The sequence below is a fragment of the Winogradskyella sp. MH6 genome (genome assembly GCF_022810765.1).
Classification (GTDB): Bacteria; Bacteroidota; Bacteroidia; order Flavobacteriales; family Flavobacteriaceae; genus Winogradskyella.
The window spans coordinates 3,286,246-3,312,434 of the sequence record NZ_CP094494.1 but is presented as its reverse complement, the minus strand read 5'-3'; the positions used below and the strand labels follow the sequence as shown (position 1 = coordinate 3,312,434).

Here is a 26,189-nt window from a genome sequence, read left to right as displayed (position 1 = left end):
TAAATTAGACTTTTAAAAGTGCTTTAAACACTACTAAATTGGTTATATTAGCACGTTTTGAAAACCTACAAAAAATCTAATTAATTTTATATATGGCAGAAGGAGAAAAACTCATTCCGATTAACATTGAAGATGAAATGAAATCAGCCTACATTGATTACTCAATGTCGGTCATAGTGTCACGTGCGTTACCAGATGTAAGAGATGGCTTAAAACCAGTTCACAGACGTGTACTTTACGGTATGCACGAGCTTGGTGTTAGAGCAAATACAGCTCATAAAAAATCAGCAAGAATTGTTGGTGAAGTATTGGGTAAATACCATCCACATGGTGATACATCAGTATACGATACAATGGTGCGTATGGCACAGGAATGGAGTTTACGATATATGCTAGTTGATGGTCAAGGTAACTTTGGCTCTGTAGATGGCGATAGTCCTGCAGCAATGCGTTATACCGAAGCTAGAATGCAGAAGATTTCTGAAGAAATGCTAGCAGACATTGATAAGGAAACGGTTGATCATAAACTGAATTTTGATGATACTTTAGAAGAGCCTACGGTATTGCCTACACGTATTCCAGGATTGTTAGTTAATGGTGCTTCGGGTATTGCTGTTGGTATGGCAACCAATATGCCTCCTCATAACCTTACCGAAGTGGTTAACGGTACTATAGCATACATCGATAACAACGATATTGAAGTTGATGAATTGATGCAGCACATTAAAGCACCAGATTTCCCAACAGGTGGAACTATTTATGGTTATGATGGTGTTAAGGAAGCTTTTCATACTGGTCGTGGTAGAATAGTGATGCGAGGAAAAGCTAACATTGAAGAGGTTAATGGACGTGAGTGTATCATTGTTAATGAAATTCCTTACCAAGTCAACAAAGCAGATATGATTAAGAAAACTGCAGATTTGGTTAATGAGAAAAAGCTAGAAGGTATTTCTACCATTAGAGATGAGTCTGATAGAAAAGGAATGCGTATTGTTTACGTTTTAAAGCGTGATGCGATTCCAAATATTGTACTCAACAAGCTCTATAAGTATACAGCTTTACAGTCGTCTTTTAGCGTAAATAATATTGCATTAGTAAAAGGTCGTCCGCAACTTTTAAACTTAAAAGAGTTGATTCACTATTTCGTAGAACACAGACACGAAGTAGTTGTAAGACGTACGCAATACGAACTAAGAAAAGCAGAAGAAAGAGCTCATATCTTAGAAGGGTTAATTATCGCTTCAGATAATATTGATGAAGTTATTGCGCTTATTAGAGCCTCTGCAAATGCCGAAGAAGCGAGAGAAAAGTTAATTGAACGTTTTAAGCTTACAGAGATACAAGCTAAGGCTATTGTAGAAATGCGATTACGTCAGTTAACAGGTCTAGAACAAGACAAGTTAAGAGCAGAGTATGAAGAGTTAATGAAAACTATAGAAGACCTTAAAGATATCTTAGACAAAAAAGAACGTCGTATGGATATTATTAAGGAAGAACTTGAAGTTGTTAGAGATAAATATGGAGACGAGCGTCGTTCTACAATCGAATATGCTGGAGGAGATTTAAGTATTGAAGATATGATTCCAGATGAAAAAGTAGTCATTACTATTTCTCACGCTGGTTATATAAAACGTACTTCACTTACCGAGTATAAAACCCAAAATAGAGGAGGAGTTGGTCAAAAAGCATCAACAACTCGTAATGAAGATTTCCTAGAGCATCTATTTGTTGGTACAAACCACCAGTATATGTTGTTCTTCACCCAAAAAGGAAAATGTTTCTGGATGCGTGTGTATGAAATACCTGAAGGTTCTAAAACTTCAAAGGGTAGAGCTATTCAAAACCTTATCAATATAGAACAAGATGATAAGGTAATGGCATTTATCTGTACCCAAGACCTTAAGGATGAAGATTACATAAACAGTCATTATGTCATAATGGCAACTAAAAAAGGTCAGGTTAAGAAAACATCTTTAGAACAATACTCTAGACCACGAACTAATGGTATCAATGCAATTACTATTAAGGATGGAGATGAGTTATTAGAAGCTAAGCTTACAACAGGTGAAAGCCAGGTAATGTTAGCCTTAAGATCTGGTAAAGCCATCCGTTTTGAAGAAGCTAAAACAAGACCAATGGGTCGTAATGCATCAGGTGTTAGAGGTATAACTTTAGCAAATGATAACGATGAGGTAATAGGAATGGTAGCTGTAGATGATTTTGAAAGTAATATCTTAGTGGTGTCAGAAAATGGGTACGGAAAGCGCTCTAGTTTAGACGATTATAGAATTACCAACAGAGGCGGAAAAGGTGTAAAAACCATTTCAATTACAGATAAAACAGGTAACTTAGTAGCCATTAAAAACGTGTCTGATGAGGACGATTTAATGATTATTAATAAGTCTGGTATTGCGATTCGTATGGAAGTTGCAGATTTACGTGTAATGGGAAGAGCAACTCAAGGTGTAAAATTGATTAACCTTAAAGGTAACGATTCTATTGCAGCTGTAGCTAAAGTTATGAAAGATGACGATGATGAAAATGCAGACGAATTAGATATTGAAAATGCTGATGACCAAACAAAAAATGAAGATGGCACGGCTATTGATAATAATGAAACTGAAAACTAAAAATTAACAACATAAACTATTTTATTAGAAATGAAAAAATTAATGACATTAGTGCTGGTTTTTACAGTGACAGCTGTGTCTTTTGCTCAAAAGGATGAAGTAAAAGCAATAGAGAAAGCACTAAAAAATTCGAATTTTGCTGATGCCAAGTCAGCTGTGTCAGCAGCTGAAGGATTGATAGGTAATATGGATGATAAAATGAAGGCTAAGTTTTTATTTTTAAAAGCTCAAGCACTTTATGCTAATGGAGCTGCTTCTGATAGTGATATTGATAAAATAATAACTACTCTAGAAGAATTGAAAAATCATGAATCTTCTATTGGTAAATTACGTTATACAGAGGATGCCAATGAAATGAAGACAGGTATGATCAATTCCTTTATCACTAAGGCAAATAGTGATTTTGAAACTAAGAATTACAAAGCAGCAGCTATCAAGTTTGAGAAACTATACAAAATGTCTCCAAAGGATACTACTTACCTTTATTATGCTGCTTCTTCTGCAGTAACAGATCAAGATTATGATAAAGCATTGGATTACTATATTCAACTTAAGAATTTAGGTTATACAGGTAAAAAAATGAATTATTACGCTACGAATAAAGAAACTGGTGAAGAAGATTATTTTAATGATAAGAATACCAGAGATTTTTATATCAAAGCAAAATCGCATAATAAGCCTAGAGATGAAAAGAGCGAAGCGAAAACAGCTGAGATTGTAAAGAACATTGCGTTGATTTATGTTCAGAATGGTGAGACAGAGAAAGCAATTAGTGCAATTAAGGATGCGAAGGAAGAAAATCCAAATGATTACAACCTAATTTTATCCGAAGCTAATATTTACACTAAACTAGGTAATAATGAAAAAGCTTCTGAATTGTTCCATGAAGCATTGTCTATGGATCCTGAAAATCCTGATTTAAATTATAATGTTGGATTCTATGCTATGAATGCAGAACAATATGAAGACGCAAAGATAGCTTTCAAAAATGCTCTAAAATATAATCCTGGTTATGCTGAAGCAGCCTTAAATTTATCTACAGTAATAATCAGCGAAGGTAATGCTTTAAATGATGAGATGAGTTCTTTAGGTAATTCTTCTGCGGATAACAAAAAATATGAAGAATTAAGAGCCCAAAAGAATGAGATTTTTACTAAAGGAGCTGAAGTTTTAGAATCATTTATTAAAGCAAATCCAAATTCTAAAAATATCAATATTTATACTCAATTAAAGAATATATACGGAGCTCTTGGTGAAACAGATAAGTTCAATGTTATGAAAGCCAAAGTTGCTGAGATTGAAGCTGGCAACTAAAATTAATTATATATAATAATAAAAAAATGCGACTTTAATCAAGTCGCATTTTTTTGTTTAAATTATTTTTTTAATCACCCTAAGTCTATGGGTGTGCATATTTTTATCAATATTATAAATGCCACTATGGTCTAAACGATCAATTCTAACTTTGCCATGCGCATGGATAATATAGTTGTCTTTCATTATTATACCAACATGTATAATATTACCATCAGCATTATCAAAAAAGGCTAAATCACCAGGTTCGCTTTCTTCAATAAAGCTTAATGCTGCACCTTGTGTAGCTTGCTGAGACGCATCGCGTAGTAATTGATAACCATTAAGTTTATACACCATTTGCGTAAAGCCAGAGCAATCGATTCCGAAAGGAGATTTTCCTCCCCATAAATACGGAGTGTTGAGGTATAAAAATGAAGTATCTATAATATTAGATTTGTCACTCTTTTCAGTAATCTTATTGCCTTCAAAATTCTGTTCCAACAGATTTAAGCAATTTAGGTCTGAACCTAATGGTATTGGGTAAAGGCTGTTGTTTATGTCAGATACAAATTGTACTAGATCTTTTGATAGACAAATATTAGAATTTGCTAATCGATTGTATTGATCTTCTTCGATTTCAACATATTGTTTGTTGTCTATCCAACCTTCATATTTATCATATGCAAAACGAATGCGACTCCATTTTTTTCGCTGTTCAAGCACTTTAAAAAAGTCACCATATAAAGCTTGAGTTACCATTTCACTGGTATCAGTAGGCTCTAATCGTATTGGTACAATCCCTAGATTGCAAACTCCGTATTGCATATATGAAATTTATGGGCGTTCTATTACCATTGCAGAAGCACCACCACCACCATTACAAATAGCGGCTGCACCAATTTTAGCATTGTTTTGGTGTAATACGTTAATAAGAGTAACTAAAATTCTAGCACCAGAACAACCAAGTGGATGACCTAATGAAACAGCTCCACCATTTACATTTACTTTATCGTCAGATAGACCTAAAATTTTCATATTTGCTAAGCCAACAACAGAAAAAGCCTCATTGAACTCAAAGAAATCAACATCACTTAATTCTACATTTGCTTTTGCTAATGCTTTTGGTAATGCCTTTGCTGGTGCAGTTGTAAACCATTCAGGCTCTTGTGCAGCATCTGCATAACTCTTTATAGTCGCTAAAGGAGTTAAACCTAATTCTTCAGCTTTTTCTTTACTCATTAAAACTAAGGCAGCAGCACCATCGTTAATGGTCGAAGCATTTGCAGCAGTTACAGTGCCTTCTTTTGTAAATGCAGGACGTAAAGCCGGAATTTTTTCCATCTTTACATTAGTATATTCTTCATCTTTGCTAACAACTACAGCATCACCACGACGTTGAGGAACTTCAACAGGTATAACTTCATTATTAAACTTCCCAGCATCCCAAGCTGCTTCAGAACGTTTATAAGATTGTACAGCAAATGCATCTTGGTCTTCTCTGCTAAAATCATATTCTACAGCACAAGCATCTGCACAAACACCCATAGCATTGTTGTCGTAAGCATCTACTAAACCATCTTTTTGCATACCATCTACTAAGGTGGCAGGTCCAAATTTAGTAGCACTACGAGCATGGTAATAATGAGGAATTAAACTCATATTTTCCATTCCACCAGCAACCATAATATCAGCATCGCCAAGTTGAATAGCTTGTGCAGCTTGCATTACAGCTTTCATTCCAGAAGAACAAACTTTATTTATTGTTGTACAAGGAACAGAGTTTGGAATACCTGCGTATATAGCAGCTTGTCTTGCAGGAGCTTGACCTGTACCTGCTTGTACTACATTTCCCATTAGTACTTCATCAACCATTTCTGGTTTTAAATTAATTTTTTCTAAAGCGCCCTTTATGGCAGCAGCTCCAAGTTTTGGGGCTGGTACACTAGATAAACTTCCTAAAAAACTTCCTATTGGTGTTCTAACGGCAGATACGATAACTACGTCCTTGTTCATTATTATTTTGTTTATAATTAGTTCCTGCGAAATTAATGATTTTTTGAGATATTTCGGAATGTATTATAGAATATAGAGGTTTAAAATTTAATATTTGTTACATTTGATTTATATGAAGGAACTTCTGAACAAATGGTATAAAAATCATGCTTTAGTATATAAAATACTATTGTTCTTGTTGACCACTCTTTTCATTGTTTATTTATTTCCTAAAACAGGCAAGTTTAGATATTCTTTTGAGAAAGGTAAACCTTGGCAATCCGAAAGTTTATTGGCTCCATTTAATTTTGCGATTCAAAAAACGCAAGCTGAAATAGAAGAAGAGCAACTTGAAATTGAGAATAATGCTCCTGTTTACTTTGATATTGATCTTGAAATTCCAAAGAACATAAAGTTAAACTACATTACTAAATTCAATGAAGTCTTTAATGATTCTACTACTGCAAAAAAAGCTTTATTTAAGCAAGGAACAGATATAATAGAAACTTTATACGAAAACGGAATTTTAGATACTGATTATCCATATTCTAAAGACAAACCTGTTGTTTTAGTAGCCTCTAATAAAGTTGAAAAAAGGCTAGAGTATCAAAATCTTGTTGAAGAAAAACAGTTAACAAATAGGTTAGAAAACTATTTAGAAAAATCAATTTCTTCAGAGAATAAAAATAGGATGATATCCTTATTTTTTGATATCGTTAAACCTAATGTGACATTAAATGAAACTCTTACAAAAACTACATTAGAAGAGGAACTTTCTCAAATATCACTAACGCGTGGAAGTATAGATAAAGACCAATTGATTATTTCAAAAGGGCAGGTGGTAGAAGATGAGGAATACAACATTTTAAAATCACTGAAATCTGAATATGAATCTCAGGTTTGGAATACTGCTAATTACAATTGGGTACTTGTAGCATATACATTGTTGGTGGCATTGGCACTTTTGATGCTTTTACTTTTTTTGCAGAAATATAGGTTGGAGGTTTTTCAAAATAATACCAAAGTAACCTTTATATTTTTTAATATCGCTCTGATGATATTGCTCACCACTTTGGTGATTAATTATAATTCTCAATACATATACGTGGTGCCATTATGTATATTACCCTTGGTGTTAAAAGCCTTTTTTGATGCGCGACTTGGTTTATTCTCTCATGTACTCACAGTGTTACTTTTAGGCTTTATTGTGCCAAATAGTTATGAGTATATGTTTCTTCAAATCATAGCCGGAATTGTAACTATATTAACGGTTTCAGAATTATATAAGCGTGCCAATCTTTTTATCTCAGTAGGACAGATAACATTGATATATATAATCGCATATTTTGCATTTTTTGTAATTCACGAAGGACAAATAACAACCTTAAAATGGGATACATTTGGGCTATTTATTCTATGTGGTTTAGCAACACTTTTCGTTCAGCCACTCATCTATATTTACGAAAAGATTTTTGGCCTTGTATCTGATGTTTCGCTTTTGGAATTATCAGACACCAATACTAAGCTTTTAAAAGAATTATCTAACAAAGCACCAGGTACATTCCATCATTCTTTGAATGTTGCCAACTTGGCTGAAGCTTCAGCAAACGAAATTGGTGCGAATGCTATGTTGGTTAGGGTAGGTGCTTTGTATCACGATATAGGTAAAATGAAGAATCCAACCTATTTTACAGAAAATCAGAGTAATGGTATTAATCCTCATGATGAGTTATCAAGTAGAGAAAGTGCAGCGGTAATAGTAGACCATGTATTGAATGGCATTGAAATTGCCAAAAAATATAATTTACCAGACCGTGTGATTGATTTTATTAGAACACATCACGGTACAAGTGTTGTTTATTATTTCTACATGAAAGAGAAGGCGGAAAATAATGCTGTAAAAATTGAAGATTTTTCATACCCAGGACCAAAACCATTTAGTAAGGAGACTGCTATTTTAATGATGTGTGATAGTGTTGAGGCTGCATCAAAAAGTCTAAAAGAGCCAACTACAACCAAGATTAATGATTTTGTTGAAAACATCATTAATAAGCAAATGGAAAGTGGACAATTCTTAAATGCTAATATTACTTTTAAAGAAATTCAGTCCATAAAAAAGGTGTTAAAGCACAAACTAGCCAATATCTATCATTTGAGGATAGAGTATCCGGAATAAAACAAAAAAGCCACACTATTACTAGTATGGCTTAATGTGATCGCGACAGGATTCGAACCTGTGACCGTCTGCTTAGAAGGCAGATGCTCTATCCAGCTGAGCTACGCGACCATTAAAAAGTCGGGGTGGCAGGATTCGAACCTGCGACCTCCGCGTCCCAAACGCGGCGCGATAACCGGGCTACGCTACACCCCGAAAATTGGTTATCTAATTGCGGAGAGACAGGGATTCGAACCCTGGCAACACTTACGCGTTGACAGATTAGCAATCTGCTCCATTACCACTCTGGCACCTCTCCAATAAATTTTATAAGAACGTTTCTTAAAATTGCGGATGCAAATGTAACTTATCATATTAATTATCGCAACAATTTTTTTGAGTTTTTTAATTCAAATACTCTAATACTTTGATAGCGTATAGAATATGATTAATTTTATTGCTATATGTCTAAATATTCTAAAGATAGAGCGTTCACTAATTATGTCCACAGAAACTTGGCTATACCTTTAATATATAATCCATTAAACTGGTCAGAAGTGCAGTTAAGAAAGGATTATTCAAAATATATAGACATGATGGATGGTATTGATTATGTTTTTAGAAAAGGAAGCTCTATAATGAGTGTTCAGGAGCGATTTAGAGAAAAGCAATACCAGAGTTTTACAGATTTTACAATTAGATACCGCAGAGACTCGAATAAAATTAAAGAGCGACATGAATCTGAATACTATAAAATGAAGGCTCACTATTTCACTTATGGTATTATTGATAGCTCTAAAGACGAAACAGAGAAAGCCTCATCATTTATTAAATATGCTATTATAGATTTAAAGAAAGTGTATGAGAAACTTGATGAAAAGAAAATATTTATCTCTGATAATGGTAAAAACACATGTGAAATTGTTGATGGTAATCGCTTGGAATGTCCTGTAAAATATAATTCCGATGGTTCATCATCTTTCTTTCCAATAGATATATCGTACTTGGTTGAGTTATGGGGAACTGATATGATTATAGCTCAAAAAGGTTTTTTGGATTAAATATGTGTCATTTTTAAAATTACACTTTATCGAATATTTTAGACTTTTTGTCGATAAATTAAAAAATCTTTTATATGTTTGTCTTCCCAAATTGATTGTTAGGGTTTTAAAACCTTAACAACGAAACTATTAACCAATGAAAAACCTACTTAAAAGCACACTTTTAACGTGCGTTGCATTAATGTTATTTGCCTGTACATCAGACCCTAGCGGAAATGATATTTCTACAGATTTAACTCCAACCCAACTTAATGATCCTTGTGTAGCACAAGACCCAATTACAAGAGTTATAAACAACGGAACAGTTACTGTTGATTTTAAAGTTGTTGATAGCGATGGAATTGTATTGGTTGATATTCCCAATATTCCAGCTAATACAACAACGTCATGGGCTAGCTTCGAAGAAGGTGATGTCTTGTTTTCAATAGACACTAATCAAACATTAGTAAATGATGATAAAGTTGTGATTAGTATGGGGTCTTGTATGGCTTACGAGATCGAGATTGACAGTAATAATGAAATTGTATCTTACTTGCCTATTTTTCTTTAGAGCAAAAGATTATAATTTTATTATTATCTCTATCTGTGGTAAAAAACAAGTAATCTAAGCCGCCATCTTTTATTTTCAACTTTTTTCTGATATCATTGACAGATAAGGAAAAATTACGTGTGGTGACGTTTGCTTTTTGTATACTAGTCTTAGAAAACTCTTTTTTGTTGAAGGAGATGACTTTTTCTATACGGAATCGTCTTCCGGGAAAACTTTTTAACTCATTTGAAGTGTACAAATGTGAATGTTTATGAAGTTTGTAAACATTGAGGGTAGAACATACAGAATTGAAAGCTCCAGCTTTTAATATTGCTGAATTAGGCTCATATAAATAGGTGAGTGGCTCAGAATATTCTACTATAGTATTAGATTCATCACCAAAATTAAACTCAAAAACTTCATTTTTATCCTTTGTAAGATTAACGGTTTTAATTGTTAATTCACCTTCAAAATCCCGTTCTAAAATCCATAGTAGTTCTTTGACTTCGTTGTTTACTGCAACAACATGAAGCTGTTTTGCGTGTTTTAAATCGCTTTTTGTTGCTGATACATCTAATAATGGTGATGTTTTTATCATCACATGCTTAGCATATTTTAAAAATAACGCTTGATGTGTTTTAATATCTGGTGTACAATCTGAAAGCAGGAAAACTTTATTTTTTGTCTCGTCTCTTCGAGATGGATCTATATAGATCCAATCAAAGGGTTTATCTAATCGCTTTAAAGCATCTATACCATTTTCATTTAAGCAATTGATATTGTCAGATTCAAGGACCTTGTAATTGTGTTTTACAATCTCAGAAAGCTCAAGATTAATTTCGCAATGCGTAACTGTTTCAACCTTTTTTGAAAAATAATAGGCATCTATACCAAAACCACCTGTAAGATCAATTAAGGATTTTTTAGAAACCAAATCAGCTTTATAATTTGCTGTTATTTCGGACGAAGTTTGCTCAATATTTAACTTATTTGGGTAATAAATATTAGAGGTTTTAAACCAGGTTGGCAACTTTTTTTCGCTTCGTTTTTTGGCTTCAATTTGCTCTATTATGAGTTTGGAGTCAATATCTTTAAAAGGGACACCTTTAAGTAATAAACTTGAAATGTCTGATTTTAAATTTGAATTTATAAATTCTTGTATTTCAGTATTTAAAATAGTGTTATTCAAACTATAACTACAATCCTTTTGTAAGCTTGTTTACGATTTTATATTCTGACAAAAACTCTTTCAAAATCACTTTTATTGCTGTGTAAGCAGGTACAGCGACAATCATACCTACAACACCAAATAAAATGCCTGCAATAATGATAACCAAGAAGATTTCTAATGGATGCGATTTTACACTTTTGGAGAATATAAAGGGCTGACTAAAGAAATTATCAACCAATTGTGCGATGATAAATCCAATCATTACGTAAGTGGTTTTTGGTAAAATAACATCGCTAAAGCTTTCGCCTAAATTGCTAGACATACTCAATACGAGCATTAAAAAACCACTTACCAAAGGCCCAACATAAGGTACTAAATTTAGTAGGGCACAAAGGAAAGCAATAACAACTGCGTTATCTATTCCAAAAATAAGCAACACAATGGTGTAGATAACAAATAGGATTAGAATCTGAAAAATAAGTCCAACAAAGTAACGAGACAGAAGGTCTTTTATCTTGTTCCAAGAGCGTTTAGAGCGTGTTTCATTACCTTCTGGTACAAAGATCATCATGCCGTCTTCAAACAGTTTACTATCCTTTAAAAAGAAAAACGAAATAAATAGCACCGAAAATAAACCAATACTAAAACTGCCCAATCCGCTAACCAAACTATTAAAGAAGTTAGGGATCAATGAAAAATCGAGTTTAGATAGTATATTGGAGTCTTTTAAAGACTGCTCAACATCGATGTTGTTGAACTCAAAATAGGTTACTATCTGCTGATATAGATGGTCTAAATTACGTTCTAACTGATCAAAATCCAGGAGTGCCAAATTTTTGCCTTGGTCTGTGATTAGAGGAATAAACATTCCTATTAACCCTCCAAGCATTCCTATGAATAATACCATGGTAACAACAACAGCAAGGGTATTGTTGAATTTTAGTTTACGTCTTAGAAATAGTATAATAGGTCTGCCTATTAACGAAATTACAGCCGCAATAGCTATATAGACAATTACAGATTGAATTTTATAAAGAAAAAATAAAACCAATACAATGGCTAGTATGATACCTAAAGCTCTAAGAATGCCGTTTGCTATGATTTTTGAATTCATATCTCAAAGATGCTGAAAAATTTTGATAACAATGGAAGCAACTACGTAAATTTAAGAATTAAGTTGTTTGGTAAACTCGTAAAGCGCAATGCTGGTAGCTTGAGCTACATTCATACTACTATTATTTCCGTACATATTGATGTGTACAACAGCATCGCATTGTTCTAAAACAAATTCTGAAACTCCAAAGTTTTCATCACCAAGAATTAATACTATTGGTTTATTGTATTCAAGTTTAAAAGTGCTTAGTTCTGTGCTGCTTTCGGTAATTTCTAAAGCAATGATTTGATGTGTTTCTTTTAACTGAAGAATAACATCGTCAATCTTTTCTTCAATTCTATTGTTTACATACTTTTCGGTAGAACGCGATGTTTTGGTCATGCGTTTTCCAATAGGAATATTGTTTCCGCAAAAAATAAGTTCTTCAATATTAAAAGCATCTGCAATACGAAATAAGCTTCCAATATTTGGTGCATTGGTAATGTTGTCACATACAAGTGTAATAGGATGCTTTTGCTTTTTAAAGTTTGAAGTGTAGTGGGTGAGCTGCATAGTTAGACTCTAAAAGTTAGACTTGAGATAAGAGAAGTCTTGTTTTGTGAAATAAATAGTCTCATATCTAGAATCTATTATCTCTTTTCTAATTCTCAAAAGCATATTTCATAATGTTAGCTCCCATTTTAAGTGCTTTTTCACGCACATGTTCAGGGTCATTATGTACTTCTGGGTCTTCCCAGCCATCTCCTAAATCACTTTCAAAGGTAAAAAGTAAGACTAATCTATCTTCATGAAAAATACCGAAGGCTTGCGGTGCTTTACCATCATGTTCATGGATTTTTGGTAAACCGTTTGGGAATTCAAAAGCAGTGTTGAATATTTCATGATCTTTTGGTATTTCTATTAACTCGTTATTAGGAAAAACCTTTTTTAGTTCTTTGGTAATGTACGGCTCCATACCATAATTGTCGTCTATGTGAAGAAAACCACCTGAGATGAGATATTTTCTTAAGTTTTCGGCGTCATCATCACTAAAGAACACATTGCCATGACCTGTCATGTGTAAAAACGGATATTGAAAAATGTCTGTGCTACCAACTTCTACAGTTTGAATGTTTTCATTGATGTTGGTGTCTATATTATCATTACAAAACTTTACCAAATTAGGTAGAGCAGTAGGATTGCTATACCAGTCGCCACCACCTTTATACTTTAACACAGCTACATCTTGAGCAAAAAGTGAAAAAGTAAAGAGTATAAGGTATAGAGTTATTAATTTTTTCATGTTATTCATTTACAAAAGCAACCGAATGACAAGCCGCAATAGCAGCAGTCTCAGTACGCAAACGTGTGTTACCCAAAGTTACTGGAATAAAATCAGCAGCCAAAGCCATTTCGATTTCTTTAACGCTAAAATCACCTTCGGGTCCAATAAGTATTAAAGTATCGTCATTATTTTTTAGCTGAGACTTTAGTGATTTTTTATCAGTTTCCTCGCAATGGGCAATAAACTTTGTGGCTACAAAAGAAGAATCTAAAAAATCTTTGAGAGCGATTGGAGCATTTAGTTTTGGTAAATAGCATTGCAAAGATTGTTTCATAGCAGATTGTAATATTTTTTCAAAACGCTCTAGTTTTACAACTTTGCGCTCGCTGTTATCACAGATGATTGGTGTAATCTCTTCGATACCAATTTCTGTAGCTTTTTCTATAAACCATTCGTATCTGTCGTTCATTTTGGTTGGAGCAACAGCAAGATGCAAGTTAAAAGGACGTTTTGGTTGTAGGTTTTGAGATAGGATATTTACCGAACAGTGTTTGGCATCAGCTAAGGCGAGCTCTGCATTAAACAGCCAACCTAATCCATTTGTTATATGTAATTGGTCGCCAACTTTTTTACGAAGCACTTTTATGATGTGTCGGCTTTCGTCTTTATCAAAACTAAATGTAGCATCTCCTTCTGAGATATTGGGATTATAAAATAATTGCATTAATCTATGGCTTCTGAGTATTGTAAAACGGTAATTTCTTCAATGGTTTTAGAGTCGTGTGTTTTAAGAACAATATAATACCAGTTTTTGTCTTCAATATCTAAAGTGAAAATTTCATTAGTATCATGGTCTTTAACAGCGTCTTCAAACATTTGGTACATTTGTCCTTCTGGAAACCAGCCTAAATCACCACCTCTTTTTGCATTTAAATCCATTGAGTGTAATTGTGCTAGCTTATCAAATTTATAACCTTGTTGGTATTGCGAAATAATTTTATCGCGCTTTTCATTAATCTCTTCTAGTTCCATTTTATCGCCATCAAAAAAAATGTAGCTAACTCTGTAGTGTAGTGTTTTTTGCTTGTCAATAACTTTATAGTAAGTCTTTTTGTAATCTCCTTTTATAACTTTTTTTCCACCTTTAGAAAGTTTGAAAAGCTCATCCGCTAAACGTGTTTTGTGCTTCTCTTTGTTAAACGTAAAGACTTTACTATTATTTGATTTTTTGTGGTTTTTGGCAAAGGTTTTAGCGTCTTCAATAGAACTAATGGAATCGAGTTCGGTTTCTAAACTTTCTTGAGAAAAACTTAAAAAAGGAATGAAGAGTAGTAGAAAAAATAGCTGTTTCATTGTGTAACTGATTTAGCCTAAATAGGTATACTTACAAAACAACTAAATTTTAAAATGTAATTGAACCCTTACGCTATCTGTTATCAACAGATGTTTTAACAATTTAGATTTTATGAGTAAAATACTTTACAAGACTAATAATTATATTGAAAACTATAAGCAGTTGAGCCAACAGTCCAACCAAAGTAATAATGGTAATTAGTAATTGAGAATTTTGAGTACTATCTAAAAGCGGAAAGTTAGAAGGAGGGTTAAGTAATTCCAACAAATAACTACAAATAAAGTATAAGGGAAAAATTAAAATGCTTATCGAGGTGTGTAATTGGGTTAAGGCTTTTATTAGTTTGATATTTATTTTTTTAAACAACCAATAAATGAATCCTAAGAAAATATATACAAATGCAATAAGTTGAAGAATATGAGAATTGTGAATCACATAGTATGTATCATGAACATTAATATCTAATGTCGCATCTTCAAAATTTAACCAATAGATACTTAAGGCAATTAATACAATTGCAGTAATCCAGAAATAATAATAAACATTTTGTTTGATTAGCTTCATGTTAAATCTTCAACCGAGCCGTAGCCATAACATCAAAATCAGAAAAATCTTTTTCCAAATATTTTAAATACCCAACAATAGCAATCATAGCAGCATTGTCTGTGGTGTACTCAAACTTTGGAATGTAAGTGGTCCAACCATGTTTCTTTTCGGCTTCTTTAAGTGCTTTTCTAATGCCAGAATTTGCAGAAACTCCACCACCAATAGCAATATGTTTAATACCAGTTTGCTTTACAGCAAGTTTTAATTTATCCATTAAAATGCCAACAATTGTGTATTGAATAGACGCGCAAATGTCGTTTAAGTTCTCTTCAACAAAATTTGGGTTGACTTTAGTTTCGCGTTGTACAAAATAGAGTATTGCAGTTTTTAAACCCGAAAAACTAAAGTTAAGACCATCTACTTTGGGTTTGGTAAACTTATAAGCTTTAGGATTTCCTAATTGCGCACGTCTATCTATTTCTGGTCCTGCAGGATAGCCAAGACCTAATATTTTTCCACTTTTATCATAGGCTTCACCAACAGCATCATCAATGGTTTCCCCTAAGACTTCCATTTCAAAATGACTAGTCACTTTTACAATTTGTGTATGTCCGCCAGAAATAGTCATTGCCAAAAACGGAAATGGTGGTTTTTGGTGCCCTTCTTCTTCAATAAAATGTGCCAAAATATGCGCTTGCATGTGGTTAACATCTATCAAAGGAATGTCTAAACCAAATGCTAAAGACTTAGCAAACGAAGTACCTACAAGTAATGAGCCCATTAAACCTGGTCCACGTGTAAAAGCAATAGCACTTAGTTGGTCTTTGGTAATGCCAGCTTTATTAATAGCTTGGTGCACTACAGGAACTATATTTTGTTGGTGTGCTCTAGAGGCCAATTCTGGGACAACACCACCATATTCGGTATGAATTTTTTGGTCCGCCACAACATTGCTCAAAATGGTATCATTATATAGTATAGCAGCAGAAGTATCATCGCAAGACGATTCTATACCAAGGATGTAAATATTTTCTTTTTTCATTAACTAAAAAGGGCACAATAATTGTTAATTTTACGGAATATAGTCTAAGACTACACTTGCTTACGTATTAGTATTGCAAATGTAGTGAAGATTTCATCAACAAGTAATCATTAATCCATATCAAAAGAGTACTCAAAATAATAGGTAAAATAGCAGGTATCATTCTGCTCCTGTTTCTTATAGTGTTTTTAATTTTGGGTATTCCTGCTGTGCAAACTAAACTTGGTAAATATGCTACGCAAAAAGTAAATGAAGACTTTAAAACTAACATTAATATTGGTAAAGTTGGTCTTCAGCTTAATGGAGATATAGAGTTAAAAGAAATCTTAATTAGAGATTACAAAAATGACACACTTATAAGTATTGGAGAAATTAACAGCTCTATCATAAGTTTTAAAAACCTATATGATGGTAAGTTTAATTTAGGAGATATAGATATTCAGGATTTATTCTTCAATTTAAAAACTTACAAAGGAGAAGAGGATACTAATCTAGACGTTTTTGTAGATAAGTTTGAGGACGATAACCCAAGGCAAGGTCCAAGTAGTTTCTTGTTTTCGTCTAGTGATATGTCTATAGAAAATGGCATTTTTAAATTAACAGATGAAAATCTTGAAACTCCAAGAATTTTTGAGTTTACAGAGCTCAATGCCAATACAACCAATTTTTTAATTAATGGTCCAGATGTAAGTACACGTATTAATAAATTCAGTTTTAAGGATAGTAGAGGTATAACGGTAGATAATTTAAAAGCCAATTTTGAATACACCTTAGACCACATGAATTTTGGTGATTTGAGTATAGAAACCGAAAAATCTGAATTAAAAGGAGATTTAAGATTCGATTACCAACGAGAGGACCTAAAAGACTTTACAGACAAAGTAAATGTTACGGCTAGCTTTAAGGATTCAGAAATATCATTAACAGAGCTAAATGTGTTTTTTGATGAGTTTGGTATTAATCAGCGCGCCAGTTTCAATGCAGATTTATCAGGAACTTTAAATAACCTTGAAGCCAAAAACCTAAATGTAAGTACCACCAGAAATACAAGGATTGTTGGAGATATTACCTTTAAAAATCTATTTAGTGCAGAAGACGACACTTTTGCTTTAGATGGTGATTTTAAAAATTTAGCATCAAATTACAATGACTTAACAGCGTTATTGCCAAGAATTCTTGGCAATGCCATACCAACGGTTTTATCTAAGGTTGGTAATTTTAAAATTACAGGAACATCTCAAATAACCACCAAGCGTATCAATGCAGATATTGAAATTGATACCGATTTAGGTTTTGTAAAATCAGATTTAGAACTCACCGAAATTGATGATATTGATAGAGCAAGCTATGTAGGGAATGTTGTTTTTGACGAATTTGATATAGGTAAACTAATTAACGACCCAAAAGCCAAATTTGTATCTGCAAATCTCGATGTAGACGGTAAAGGATTTACCTTGGATAATTTGAGTTCAAATATAAAAGGGGATGTTTTTAGCTTAGAGTACAACGGTTACAAATATCATGGTATTACGGTTTCAGGAGATTTAGGGAATAAAATCTTTAATGGTAAGTTGGTAGTAGATGATCCAAACCTACAATTAGACTTTAATGGATTAGTAGACTTTGTTGATGAAAAAAAGAAATTCGACTTCAGTGCCGATGTTAATTACGCAAACCTCAGAGTGTTAAATTTTGTTACAAGAGATAGTGTTTCAGAATTTAAAGGTTTTGTAGTAATGACAGCTACAGGCTCTACTCTAGATGACGCTACTGGTGCCGTTAATATTAAGAATACAACATATAAAAATCAAGATAGTAGATATAGATTTGAAGATTTTGACATTGTATCTTCTTTTCAGGGTGATGAGCGTACAATAGCCATTAATTCACCTGATATCATTAATGGAAATATTAAAGGGAAATTCAAAACTGAAGATATATTAAAATTGGTTGAAAATTCTATCGGAAGTATTTATACCAATTATGTACCTTATGAAATAGAAGAAGGACAGTATATAGATTTTAGATTTAATATTTATTCTAAAATAGCAGCTGTCTTTTTTAAGGATTTGTATTTGGGTAAAAACACATTTATTGAAGGACGAATTGAAACAGATGCAAGAGGGTTTGACCTTACTTTTAATTCTCCAGAAATTAAGTTTAAAGATTATTTTGCCAACAATATTAACCTAAGTGTAGACAATAGCAATCCACTGTACAATACATATATAGAAATAGATACGCTCAGTGCTGGTGTTTACAATGCTTCAGATTTTAGTCTAATTAATGTAACCAGAAGAGACACGCTTCTTGTAAAAACCGAGTTTAAAGGAGGTGAAAACAATAAAGACATGTTTAACCTAAATATGTTTTATACCATTGACGAGGCTAATAAGTCAGTTGTGGGTTTCAGAAAATCTGATGTGCTATTCAAAGGGTACGAATGGTTTATAAATTCAGAAAAAAATAACTTCAATAAAATTAGTTTCGACAGAACACTATCAGCCTTCGATATTTTTCCAATTACTATAAATCAGGGTAATGAAATTATAGAAGTCTCAGGTACCATTAGCGATAGTATTAATAAAAACCTTAAAGTAGATTTTAAAGATGTTGAATTGGTAAAAATTACACCAAGGATAGATAGTTTAGATTTAGCTGGTTTGGTAAACGGAAAACTAGACCTTATACAAAAAGATGGTACTTATTTGCCAAAGTCTAACTTAGAAATAAGTAATCTCTTTGTTAATGATTATGACCTAGGTAATTTAACGGCAGATATAGAAGGAAATAATTCTATTACAAATTATAAAGTTGATGTTTCTTTAGTTAATGATAATCTTACTTCTTTTTTAGCTAAAGGAACTATAGATGTTGCAGAAAGAAGACCAACAATTGATTTAGATGTTTCTTTTGAAGAGTTTTTACTAGACCCTCTAAATCCACTTGGAGAGGGTGTTATAAGTAACATTAGAGGATTGGTTTCTGGTGAAGCCAGAGTTACAGGTAGTCTTAAAAAACCGAGTATAGATGGCGAACTATTGCTCGACAGGGCAGGCTTGTCCATACCATATCTAAACGTAGACTATGGGTTTGATTTTGACTCAAAAGTGTCTTTACGAAATCAACAGTTTATATTCAATAATGTAGCTATGACAGATTCCAAGTACTTCTCTCAAGGACATTTAAATGGCTACATTGAACACAATAATTTTTCAGACTGGGAACTAGGTTTAGATTTAAGTACAGATCGTTTACTAGTCTTAAATACAGAAGAGTCTGAAGACGAATTGTACTACGGAACAGCTTTTGTATCTGGAGAAGCCAGTATTAGTGGTCCAACAGATCAATTAATTATAGATGTAGAAGGGAGTACAGCTCAAGGAACTGTTTTTAATATTCCGCTAAATGATTCTGAGAGTTTTGGAGATAACTCCTTTATTCACTTTTTAAGTCCAGAAGAAAAGAAAGCCAGAATTAATGGAGAAGTTACCGAAGCAATAGAGGTAAAAGGTTTAGAACTTGTTTTTGATTTGGATGTTAATACCAATGCAACAATAGAAATAGTTATCGATAAAGAAGCAGGAAGTACCATAAAAGGAAAAGGTGATGGCAACCTTGGTTTTTTCATTAACACCAATGGTACTTTTAATATGTGGGGAGATTTTGTAGTCAGTGAAGGAACATATAATTTTAAGTACGGTGGTTTGGTAGAGAAAAAGTTTGAGGTAGAACGAGGTGGAAGTATTGTTTGGGAAGGTGATCCTATGGGAGCAGAGATTAATTTAAAAGCTATTTACAAAACAAAAGCAAACCCTTCGGTTTTATTAGATAATCCAATATCACAAAGAATTCCGGTTGAGGTAGATATTTACCTTACAGGAGATTTAGAGCAGCCACAACCAGATTTCGACTTGCGTTTTCCAAGTGTGTCTTCTACTGTAAAATCTGAGTTAGATTATAGATTGTCATCAAAAGACATAAGAAATAATCAGGCACTTACATTGTTAGGTACAGGTGGTTTTACAACAACAACAGGTGGTTTGGATATTACCGGAACACTCTCTGAGCGTTTAACAGGGATTTTGAACAATATACTGGGTGATAATAATGACAATTTAGATATAGGTATTGTTGCAGAAATAGGTCAAGACACACCAGATTTGCAAACTAATAATTCTGTAGGTTTTACACTTCAAACAAAAATTTCAGATAAGGTTTTGGTTAATGGTAAGGTAGGTGTGCCATTTGGTAGTACACAACAAACAACTATTACAGGAGATGTGCAAATAGATTTTCTACTCAATGAAGACGGAACATTAAGAGCCAAAGTATTCAATAGAGAAAACACAATCAGAAACTTTGGTGAAGAAATAGGTTACACGCAAGGAGTTGGTTTATCTTACAGTGTAGAGTTTGATACTTTCAAAGAATTGATTCAAATAATTTTCTCAGGAAAAAATCGCAAAGACAAAAAGGCAACAAGGGAAGAAAATGAGGACGAAAATGATGATAATAATCTTATGCCAGAGTATATGTCCATGAAGAAAAAGAAGACAAAATCTAAGTCTTAGACACCTCTTTCTCTAATTTTATTAAAATACTTATTAACGAAAACGTTTGAATTGTTTTTCGTAACTTTTTTTTATGACAATAGTCACATTATTCCGTGCATTGTTTATTAATTTTACTGTATTGAATAAAAAATAATATGCTACATAAAATAAAAAAAGTTGCTGTTTTAACATCTGGAGGAGATTCTCCAGGTATGAATGCTGCTATTAGATCTGTAATTAGAACCTGTGTTTTTCATGGTTTAGAATGTTATGGCATTTACAGAGGTTACCAAGGAATGATAGAAGGTGATTTCGAAAAAATGGATGCTCGTAGTGTAAAGGGTATTATTAATAAAGGTGGTACAATTTTAAAGTCTGCACGTTCACAAGAATTCAGAACCAAAGAAGGTAGACAAAAAGCCTACGACGCGCTCACTAAAGCTGGCATAGATGCTTTTGTGGTTATAGGTGGTGATGGTAGTTTTACTGGTGCCATGATTTTTAATCAAGAGTTCGATTTCCCAGTTATGGGTATTCCTGGTACTATAGATAATGATATTTTTGGTACAACACATACACTAGGTTATGATACTGCTTTAAATACTGCGGTAGAAGCCATAGATAAAATTAGAGACACGGCTAGTTCACATAACAGACTCTTCTTTATAGAAGTTATGGGACGAGATGTGGGTCATATTGCCTTAAATGTTGGTGTTGGTGCTGGTGCAGAAGAAATTTTAATACCAGAAGAGGATCTTGGTCTAGACAGATTACTTGAGTCTTTACGACGAAGTAAACAATCTGGTAAGTCATCTAGTATAGTAGTTGTTGCAGAAGGTGATAAAATTGGTAAAAACGTATTTGAATTAGCAGATTACGTTGAAGAAAATAAAGGTGAATATGAGGTGCGAGTTTCAGTTCTTGGTCACATGCAACGTGGTGGAAGTCCATCGTGTTTTGATCGTGTTTTAGCAAGTAGAATGGGAGTAAAAGCAGTAGAGAGCCTCATAACAGGAAAAAGCAATTATATGGTTGGTCTTAAAAATGATATTATGGATTTAACACCATTTGACCAAGCAGTAAAAGGAAAATCAAAAATTAACATGGAACTACTTAGAGTTTCAGATATAATGACAATTTAAAAACAAGAGAAAAATGTCAAACTTAAAATTAGGAATTAACGGATTCGGAAGAATAGGAAGAATAGTATTTAGAGCAACAGTAAAGCGTCCAGATGTAGATGTCGTTGCAATAAACGATTTATTAGATGTAGAACATCTTGCATATTTATTAAAATACGACTCAGTTCATGGTCATTTTGATGGAACTGTTGAAGTAAAAGATGGTCATTTAGTTGTAGATGGTAAAACCGTTAGGGTTACAGCAGAAAGAGATCCTAAAAACTTAAAATGGGATGAAGTAGGAGCAGACGTAGTAGCTGAGTGTACTGGTATTTTTACAACATTAGAAACAGCGCAGTATCATATTGATGCTGGTGCTAAAAAAGTGGTAATTTCTGCACCAAGTAAAGATGCTCCAATGTTTGTAATGGGTGTTAATGACAGCGAATTAAAGGCAGATCATAAAATTGTTTCTAATGCATCTTGTACAACCAACTGTTTAGCTCCTTTAGCTAAAGTTATCGATGATAATTTTGGTATTGAAGAAGCTTTAATGACAACTGTACACGCAACTACAGCAACACAACTTACTGTAGATGGTCCTTCTAAAAAGGATTATAGAGGTGGTCGTAGTGCATTGTTAAATATTATTCCTGCTTCTACAGGTGCGGCTAAAGCTGTAGGGAAAGTAATTCCAAAATTAGATGGAAAATTAACAGGTATGGCGTTTAGAGTACCAACTGCCGACGTTTCTGTTGTGGATTTGACTGTAAAAACTCAAAAAGAAACTTCTTTAGAAGAAATAAAAGCTGCTTTCAAAAAGGCTTCTGAGGGAGTTATGAAAGGTGTCTTAGGTTATACAGATGAATTAGTAGTTTCTCAAGATTTTGTGAGCGATGAGCGTACAAGTATTTTTGATGCTGAAGCTGCGATAGAATTAAACTCAACATTTTTTAAATTAGTATCTTGGTACGATAATGAGTTTGGTTATTCAAATAAACTAGTTGACTTAGCTCAAAAGGTAAATAGCCTATAATTTCATAACATAAATTCTAGATTCCGTAGGATTATGTTTTCGCATAGGCTACGGAATTTTTGTATATAATTATCATCATGATTTTAATAACAGATGGAGGTTCTACAAAATGCGATTGGATTGCTATAGATAAAAACGGACAGCAAGCCGCAGACAAGATCAGAACCAAAGGTTTAAATCCTGCAATAGTTGCAGAAAAGAAATTAAAAAAGACAATTAAAGGAAGTGAAGAGCTTATGGCCATAGCCAATGAAGTAACTCACGTTTACTTTTATGGTGCTGGTTGTGGTACTGAAAAGCCTAGACTTTTACTCAAAGAAATCCTTGAATTATATTTCCCAAAAGCTTTGGTAGAAGTTAAGGAAGATACTTATGCAGCAGTACGAGCTTGTATCAACACTAATGATGAAGCTGCAGTGGTTTGTATTTTAGGAACAGGTTCTAACTGTAGCTATTTTGATGGTAAAAACCTTCACCAACGAGTTTCTAGTCTTGGTTTTATTCTAATGGATGATGCCAGCGGAAACTACTTCGGAAAACAATTAATAAGAGATTACTACTTTAATAAAATGCCAGACACAATAAGAGTGGCATTTGCACATAAGCACAATCTTGATGCCGATTTTATAAAGTATAATTTATACAAGCAGACTAATCCAAGTGCATATTTAGCAGATCATGCTGAGTTTATGTTTATCAACAAGGATTCAGAATATATCCAAAATCTTATCATAAAAGGCATTCGTTTATTTGCTGAAAATATGATCCTTCAATATAAAGAAGAATTAGAAACCGGAATTCCAGTGCATTTTGCTGGCTCTATAGCTTTTTTCGGAAAGGATGAAATAAAGCAAGTTGCAGATGAACTATGTTTTAAAGTCGGTAACTTTGTAAGGAGGCCTATTGAAGGTTTAGTAGATTATCATGTTAATAATCTTTAAATGGAAATAGCAATAATTGCACACGATGGTAAGAAAGCAGAAATGGTTCAGTTTTTAAATGAGCATAGCGAGACTTTACATCAAAAGAAAATACATTTAATATCTACAGGTACAACAGGAGAGAAGGTAAAGAAAGCAGGTTTTGAGGTCGATGCACTTTTATCAGGACCTTTGGGAGGAGATGCACAAATAGCAGCCAGAGTAGCAGAAGGTCAATGCAATATGGTGTTGTTTTTTAGAGATCCATTAGATAAACATCCACACGAGCCAGATATTTTAATGCTTATGCGTTTGTGTGATGTACATAATGTACCTTTAGCTACAAATCCAGCTACTGCAGAATTGTTGATTAAAGCTATCTAGATGTTGTGTTGTTCATTTTGTGTTAATAAATCTGAAAAAGTCTATTGTAAAACTTATTTTTTGGTTATATCTTTGCGATAACTAAAGCGCAAATTAAATTATAGTATGTTCGATTTTGACCAATATTTAGGATTCTTAGCATTTTTAACCATTTTAACCATCGGTTTTTGGTTAATGATTTTCCTTTTAACATTTGTAGTTCCTTATTGGATTTTTGGATCTGCTATTGAGCGCTTTAAAGAAATAAAAGAAGAAAGAAAAGCTGAAAGAGAGAGTTTAACTCACTAATTAGCTAAAATATATAAATAAAAAGAGCGCAATTTGCGCTCTTTTTTTATGTACCATATTTACAATATTATACCTGCAACACACCTAAATTAAAAGGTTTTTCAATAGGAGCGTGGTTGGCAGCTTCTATACCCATACTTATCCACGTTCTTGTATCTAAAGGATCTATTACAGCATCGGTCCATAGTCGAGCTGCTGCGTAATAAGGAGATACTTGGTTGTCGTATCTCGATTTTATTTTATTAAAAAGCTCTTCTTCTTTTTCTTTGGTAATGGTTTCACCTTTCTTTTTTAATGAAGCTGTTTCAATTTGAAGTAAAACCTTAGCAGCCGATTTTCCGCTCATTACAGCAAGTTCAGCGCTTGGCCATGCTACGATTAATCTTGGGTCATAGGCTTTTCCACACATTGCATAATTACCAGCTCCATAACTATTACCAATAACAATCGTAAATTTTGGCACTACAGAATTACTCACAGCATTCACCATTTTGGCACCATCTTTTATAATACCACCATGCTCAGATTTACTACCAACCATAAAACCGGTAACATCTTGCAAAAAGACTAAAGGAATTTTCTTCTGATTACAGTTGGCTATGAATCGTGTAGCCTTATCGGCAGAATCGTTATAAATAACACCACCAAACTGCATTTCGCTAGGTTTGGTTTTAGCACCTTTAGTTTTTACAATTTGTCTTTGGTTGGCAACAATACCAACAGCCCATCCATCAATACGAGCATATCCTGTAATGATGGTTTGTCCATAACCAGCTTTATATTCCTCAAATTCAGAGTTATCAACTAATCGTTTGATAATCTCGTTCATATCATATTGATCTGCTCTACTTTCAGGAAGTATACCGTAAATATCATCTGGGTTTTCAGCAGGTTTGGCAGGTTTAGCTCTGTTAAAACCAGCTTTATCAAAATCACCAATTTTATCTACAATATTTTTTATAGTGTTCAAAGCATCTTTATCATCTTTAGCTTTATAATCTGTAACTCCAGAGATTTCACAATGTGTCGTAGCTCCTCCTAAAGTTTCGTTATCAATAGTTTCCCCAATGGCAGCCTTTACTAAATAGCTTCCTGCTAAGAAAATACTACCTGTTTTATCTACTATCAAAGCTTCATCACTCATTATAGGTAGGTAAGCTCCACCAGCTACACAACTTCCCATAACAGCAGCTATCTGAGTAATACCCATACTACTCATTACTGCATTATTTCTAAAGATACGCCCAAAATGTTCTTTGTCTGGAAAAATTTCATCTTGCATAGGTAAAAATACACCTGCACTATCTACAAGGTAAATGATAGGAAGTTTGTTTTCTATGGCAATTTCTTGTGCTCTTAGGTTCTTTTTTCCGGTAATAGGAAACCAAGCGCCAGCTTTTACAGTAGCGTCATTAGCAACAACAATACATTGTTTACCTTTTACATATCCAATTTTCACAACAACACCTCCAGATGGACAACCACCATATTCAGGATACATGTCTTCACCTGCAAAAGCGCCAATTTCTATAGATTTAGATTTTGGGTCTAACAAATAATTAATACGCTCTCTGGCTGTCATCTTGCCCTTGCTGTGATGTTTAGCGATACTCTTTTCGCCACCGCCAAGTTTTACTTTGGCTAATCGTTTCTTTAAATCTGAAAGTTGAAGTTTATTGTGGTCTTCGTTCTTATTGAATTTTATATCCATTTATGTAAATATGTAATTG

Annotated in this window: 22 protein-coding genes and 3 tRNA genes; 11 read left to right on the top strand and 14 right to left on the bottom strand. The window is 33.3% G+C overall.

All coding sequences use genetic code 11. The features are described 5' to 3' along the window. The first annotated feature begins 92 nt into the window (after nucleotides 1–92). Both gyrA and MST30_RS14820 read left to right on the top strand, forming a co-directional pair. Nucleotides 93–2,630 carry a DNA gyrase subunit A gene (gene gyrA / locus MST30_RS14825; protein WP_243472188.1) on the top strand — a complete coding sequence of 846 codons (2,538 nt, stop codon included), beginning with the start codon at nucleotides 93–95 and terminating at the stop codon, nucleotides 2,628–2,630. A 30-nt stretch (nucleotides 2,631–2,660) separates the two neighbouring features. Continuing rightward, nucleotides 2,661–3,944: a tetratricopeptide repeat protein gene (locus tag MST30_RS14820; protein ID WP_243472187.1), complete on the top strand. Its 1,284-nt coding sequence runs from the start codon at nucleotides 2,661–2,663 to the stop codon at nucleotides 3,942–3,944. 57 nt (nucleotides 3,945–4,001) lie between these two features. Here MST30_RS14820 and MST30_RS14815 read toward each other — a convergent pair whose 3' ends face one another. After that, nucleotides 4,002–4,751: a C40 family peptidase gene (locus MST30_RS14815; RefSeq protein WP_243472186.1), complete on the bottom strand. Its 750-nt coding sequence runs from the start codon at nucleotides 4,749–4,751 to the stop codon at nucleotides 4,002–4,004. Between the two features lie 9 nt (nucleotides 4,752–4,760). Continuing rightward, a complete protein-coding gene (locus MST30_RS14810; RefSeq protein WP_243472185.1) occupies nucleotides 4,761–5,939 on the bottom strand; it encodes an acetyl-CoA C-acyltransferase in 1,179 nt (392 codons plus the stop codon). A 112-nt stretch (nucleotides 5,940–6,051) separates the two neighbouring features. Here MST30_RS14810 and MST30_RS14805 point away from each other — a divergent pair, with 112 nt between their 5' ends. Continuing rightward, complete coding sequence (locus MST30_RS14805; RefSeq protein ID WP_243472184.1) at nucleotides 6,052–8,094, top strand: HD family phosphohydrolase; 2,043 nt, start codon at nucleotides 6,052–6,054, stop codon at nucleotides 8,092–8,094. A 37-nt stretch (nucleotides 8,095–8,131) separates the two neighbouring features. On the opposite strand, the gene MST30_RS14800 is transcribed toward MST30_RS14805, so the two are convergent. The 3 genes from MST30_RS14800 to MST30_RS14790 all read right to left on the bottom strand — a co-directional run bounded on the left by MST30_RS14800 (nucleotide 8,132) and on the right by MST30_RS14790 (nucleotide 8,392). Next, nucleotides 8,132–8,205: transfer RNA gene (locus MST30_RS14800), tRNA-Arg, on the bottom strand. A gap of 9 nt (nucleotides 8,206–8,214) precedes the next feature. Further along, a tRNA-Pro gene (locus MST30_RS14795) sits at nucleotides 8,215–8,289 on the bottom strand. 19 nt (nucleotides 8,290–8,308) lie between these two features. Beyond that, nucleotides 8,309–8,392 (bottom strand) — tRNA-Ser (locus tag MST30_RS14790). A 145-nt stretch (nucleotides 8,393–8,537) separates the two neighbouring features. On the opposite strand from MST30_RS14790, the gene MST30_RS14785 reads away from it, so the two are divergent. Continuing rightward, nucleotides 8,538–9,134: a hypothetical protein gene (locus MST30_RS14785; protein ID WP_243472183.1), complete on the top strand. Its 597-nt coding sequence runs from the start codon at nucleotides 8,538–8,540 to the stop codon at nucleotides 9,132–9,134. A gap of 136 nt (nucleotides 9,135–9,270) precedes the next feature. Next, nucleotides 9,271–9,684 carry a hypothetical protein gene (locus MST30_RS14780; RefSeq protein WP_243472182.1) on the top strand — a complete coding sequence of 138 codons (414 nt, stop codon included), beginning with the start codon at nucleotides 9,271–9,273 and terminating at the stop codon, nucleotides 9,682–9,684. On the opposite strand, the gene MST30_RS14775 is transcribed toward MST30_RS14780, so the two are convergent. The 8 genes from MST30_RS14775 to tsaD all read right to left on the bottom strand — a co-directional run bounded on the left by MST30_RS14775 (nucleotide 9,671) and on the right by tsaD (nucleotide 16,154). Next, the gene (locus MST30_RS14775; RefSeq protein WP_243472181.1) at nucleotides 9,671–10,852 is read right to left on the bottom strand and encodes a class I SAM-dependent methyltransferase; all 1,182 of its coding nucleotides are present in this window, start codon (nucleotides 10,850–10,852) and stop codon (nucleotides 9,671–9,673) included. The genes MST30_RS14780 and MST30_RS14775 overlap by 14 nt on opposite strands. 7 nt (nucleotides 10,853–10,859) lie before the next feature. Further along, nucleotides 10,860–11,948 carry an AI-2E family transporter gene (locus tag MST30_RS14770; RefSeq protein ID WP_243472180.1) on the bottom strand — a complete coding sequence of 363 codons (1,089 nt, stop codon included), beginning with the start codon at nucleotides 11,946–11,948 and terminating at the stop codon, nucleotides 10,860–10,862. Between the two features lie 51 nt (nucleotides 11,949–11,999). Beyond that, a complete protein-coding gene (locus MST30_RS14765; protein ID WP_243472179.1) occupies nucleotides 12,000–12,500 on the bottom strand; it encodes a TrmH family RNA methyltransferase in 501 nt (166 codons plus the stop codon). 88 nt (nucleotides 12,501–12,588) lie between these two features. Then, entirely contained in the window at nucleotides 12,589–13,230 is a 642-nt protein-coding gene (locus MST30_RS14760; protein WP_243472178.1) for a DUF4159 domain-containing protein, read from the bottom strand. Nucleotide 13,231: 1 nt separating this feature from the next. Next, complete coding sequence (locus tag MST30_RS14755; RefSeq protein ID WP_243472177.1) at nucleotides 13,232–13,936, bottom strand: 16S rRNA (uracil(1498)-N(3))-methyltransferase; 705 nt, start codon at nucleotides 13,934–13,936, stop codon at nucleotides 13,232–13,234. After that, a complete protein-coding gene (locus MST30_RS14750; protein ID WP_243472176.1) occupies nucleotides 13,936–14,565 on the bottom strand; it encodes a peptidylprolyl isomerase in 630 nt (209 codons plus the stop codon). The genes MST30_RS14755 and MST30_RS14750 overlap by 1 nt, the downstream gene beginning before the upstream one ends. 103 nt (nucleotides 14,566–14,668) lie before the next feature. Continuing rightward, the gene (locus MST30_RS14745) at nucleotides 14,669–15,130 is read right to left on the bottom strand and encodes a heme-copper oxidase family protein (protein WP_243472175.1); all 462 of its coding nucleotides are present in this window, start codon (nucleotides 15,128–15,130) and stop codon (nucleotides 14,669–14,671) included. A 1-nt stretch (nucleotide 15,131) separates the two neighbouring features. Then, nucleotides 15,132–16,154, bottom strand: coding sequence for a tRNA (adenosine(37)-N6)-threonylcarbamoyltransferase complex transferase subunit TsaD (gene tsaD, locus MST30_RS14740; protein WP_243472174.1), 1,023 nt, complete (start codon nucleotides 16,152–16,154; stop codon nucleotides 15,132–15,134). 194 nt (nucleotides 16,155–16,348) lie between these two features. On the opposite strand from tsaD, the gene MST30_RS14735 reads away from it, so the two are divergent. From MST30_RS14735 to MST30_RS14710, 6 genes are all read left to right on the top strand, one after another. Further along, entirely contained in the window at nucleotides 16,349–20,728 is a 4,380-nt protein-coding gene (locus MST30_RS14735; RefSeq protein WP_243472173.1) for a translocation/assembly module TamB domain-containing protein, read from the top strand. A 137-nt stretch (nucleotides 20,729–20,865) separates the two neighbouring features. Then, nucleotides 20,866–21,852, top strand: coding sequence for a 6-phosphofructokinase (pfkA, locus tag MST30_RS14730; RefSeq protein WP_243472172.1), 987 nt, complete (start codon nucleotides 20,866–20,868; stop codon nucleotides 21,850–21,852). A 13-nt stretch (nucleotides 21,853–21,865) separates the two neighbouring features. Continuing rightward, the gene (gene gap / locus MST30_RS14725; RefSeq protein ID WP_243472171.1) at nucleotides 21,866–22,867 is read left to right on the top strand and encodes a type I glyceraldehyde-3-phosphate dehydrogenase; all 1,002 of its coding nucleotides are present in this window, start codon (nucleotides 21,866–21,868) and stop codon (nucleotides 22,865–22,867) included. A 77-nt stretch (nucleotides 22,868–22,944) separates the two neighbouring features. Continuing rightward, nucleotides 22,945–23,808, top strand: coding sequence for an N-acetylglucosamine kinase (locus MST30_RS14720; RefSeq protein ID WP_243472170.1), 864 nt, complete (start codon nucleotides 22,945–22,947; stop codon nucleotides 23,806–23,808). Continuing rightward, nucleotides 23,809–24,171 (top strand): methylglyoxal synthase, encoded by a 363-nt coding sequence (locus MST30_RS14715; protein ID WP_243472169.1) that lies wholly within the window; start codon nucleotides 23,809–23,811, stop codon nucleotides 24,169–24,171. 105 nt (nucleotides 24,172–24,276) lie between these two features. Next, nucleotides 24,277–24,459, top strand: coding sequence for a hypothetical protein (locus MST30_RS14710; protein ID WP_243472168.1), 183 nt, complete (start codon nucleotides 24,277–24,279; stop codon nucleotides 24,457–24,459). Nucleotides 24,460–24,526: 67 nt separating this feature from the next. Here the strand turns inward: MST30_RS14710 and MST30_RS14705 are convergent, their stop codons facing one another. After that, the gene (locus tag MST30_RS14705) at nucleotides 24,527–26,170 is read right to left on the bottom strand and encodes an acyl-CoA carboxylase subunit beta (protein WP_243472167.1); all 1,644 of its coding nucleotides are present in this window, start codon (nucleotides 26,168–26,170) and stop codon (nucleotides 24,527–24,529) included. Nucleotides 26,171–26,189 lie beyond the last annotated feature (19 nt).

Coding starts and splice junctions, on each gene's coding strand:
- MST30_RS14715 (WP_243472169.1), top strand. CDS start 23,809: ATGGAAATAGCAATAATTGCACACGATGGTAAGAAAGCAGAAATGGTT.
- MST30_RS14820 (WP_243472187.1), top strand. CDS start 2,661: ATGAAAAAATTAATGACATTAGTGCTGGTTTTTACAGTGACAGCTGTG.
- gap (WP_243472171.1), top strand. CDS start 21,866: ATGTCAAACTTAAAATTAGGAATTAACGGATTCGGAAGAATAGGAAGA.
- MST30_RS14750 (WP_243472176.1), bottom strand. CDS start 14,565: ATGAAACAGCTATTTTTTCTACTACTCTTCATTCCTTTTTTAAGTTTT.
- MST30_RS14770 (WP_243472180.1), bottom strand. CDS start 11,948: ATGAATTCAAAAATCATAGCAAACGGCATTCTTAGAGCTTTAGGTATC.
- MST30_RS14705 (WP_243472167.1), bottom strand. CDS start 26,170: ATGGATATAAAATTCAATAAGAACGAAGACCACAATAAACTTCAACTT.
- MST30_RS14785 (WP_243472183.1), top strand. CDS start 8,538: ATGTCTAAATATTCTAAAGATAGAGCGTTCACTAATTATGTCCACAGA.
- MST30_RS14765 (WP_243472179.1), bottom strand. CDS start 12,500: ATGCAGCTCACCCACTACACTTCAAACTTTAAAAAGCAAAAGCATCCT.
- MST30_RS14780 (WP_243472182.1), top strand. CDS start 9,271: ATGAAAAACCTACTTAAAAGCACACTTTTAACGTGCGTTGCATTAATG.
- MST30_RS14760 (WP_243472178.1), bottom strand. CDS start 13,230: ATGAAAAAATTAATAACTCTATACCTTATACTCTTTACTTTTTCACTT.
- tsaD (WP_243472174.1), bottom strand. CDS start 16,154: ATGAAAAAAGAAAATATTTACATCCTTGGTATAGAATCGTCTTGCGAT.
- gyrA (WP_243472188.1), top strand. CDS start 93: ATGGCAGAAGGAGAAAAACTCATTCCGATTAACATTGAAGATGAAATG.
- MST30_RS14810 (WP_243472185.1), bottom strand. CDS start 5,939: ATGAACAAGGACGTAGTTATCGTATCTGCCGTTAGAACACCAATAGGA.
- MST30_RS14720 (WP_243472170.1), top strand. CDS start 22,945: ATGATTTTAATAACAGATGGAGGTTCTACAAAATGCGATTGGATTGCT.
- MST30_RS14755 (WP_243472177.1), bottom strand. CDS start 13,936: ATGCAATTATTTTATAATCCCAATATCTCAGAAGGAGATGCTACATTT.
- MST30_RS14815 (WP_243472186.1), bottom strand. CDS start 4,751: ATGCAATACGGAGTTTGCAATCTAGGGATTGTACCAATACGATTAGAG.
- pfkA (WP_243472172.1), top strand. CDS start 20,866: ATGCTACATAAAATAAAAAAAGTTGCTGTTTTAACATCTGGAGGAGAT.
- MST30_RS14710 (WP_243472168.1), top strand. CDS start 24,277: ATGTTCGATTTTGACCAATATTTAGGATTCTTAGCATTTTTAACCATT.
- MST30_RS14805 (WP_243472184.1), top strand. CDS start 6,052: ATGAAGGAACTTCTGAACAAATGGTATAAAAATCATGCTTTAGTATAT.
- MST30_RS14745 (WP_243472175.1), bottom strand. CDS start 15,130: ATGAAGCTAATCAAACAAAATGTTTATTATTATTTCTGGATTACTGCA.